Raw genomic sequence first — 898 nt, forward strand, 5'->3', positions numbered from 1 at the left:
GCGTTAAGGGGTGAACAACGCTACCACCGAGCTTAACCTATTGTGCCGTAAACACTAAAACTGATTCAAACTGAAAGTGCCAAGCGTTGAGAATCCCTCTTAAACGCCTTGTTAGCTATTTGGTGAAGTGTACCCCGTAGTTGTCGCTACGATTTCAAAACCACGCTTTGATACAATTGGTTTACTCATATCTGAGGCATCGATTATAAGATATTTAACCCCTTTCGATTTTGCTTCAGCAATACGCTTATTGAGTAGCAAACTATAATAACCGTTACCCCGAAATTCTTCGATGGTGCTTCCGCCCCAAATACCTGCAAATGGACTACTTCCATTAAATGTTAGCCAAGCAGAAGTGACCGGTTGGTCGTTGACATACACTACATAAATGGACACTGAATCTGGCGAATGTCCTTTGAGACTCATTAGGTAGTTGTATTGCCAATCGAAGTCTCCACCCCAAACCTGTTCTTGAACCCTTATTGCGTCACGAATGCCTGCGCTGTCAGAAACTTCTGTGATCTGAGATTCATCAAAGGACTCACCCGAGGCCTTTGAAAGATCCAAAACCATAAATGATTCGGAAGCTTCTTTTGCAAAACCATTAGCAAGTAATACGTCGCCGATATTACTTGGTTTATCGGTGCTGTACGTTTTCCATTCAAAACATAAATTGCGCTTGTTAAAATATGCAAGTTGCTCTTTAACTATTGATTCAGTGAGACTTTCATCGAAGCTGAAAAATGAAATATAGCTACCATGACGATCATTTGATACGAACTTAGTCAGATTACTATCCGTTTTCTTTACACCATTAAACGAGTTAATGCGCTTTCGTTCAAACTCATTGTACTCTCGCATTACATCCACTGTATTCATTTTATCCTCGTATATAGCT

At 40.3% G+C, this 898-nt stretch carries 1 protein-coding gene; it reads right to left on the reverse strand.

The window, feature by feature from the left end:
* Positions 1-111: 111 nt before the first annotated feature.
* Positions 112-898: GNAT family N-acetyltransferase (locus VNE01S_RS18735; RefSeq protein ID WP_245649919.1), on the reverse strand; the 787-nt coding region annotated here is incomplete at its 5' end.

Origin of the sequence: Vibrio nereis NBRC 15637 (assembly GCF_001591105.1) — a bacterium.
Classification (GTDB): Bacteria; Pseudomonadota; Gammaproteobacteria; order Enterobacterales; family Vibrionaceae; genus Vibrio; species Vibrio nereis.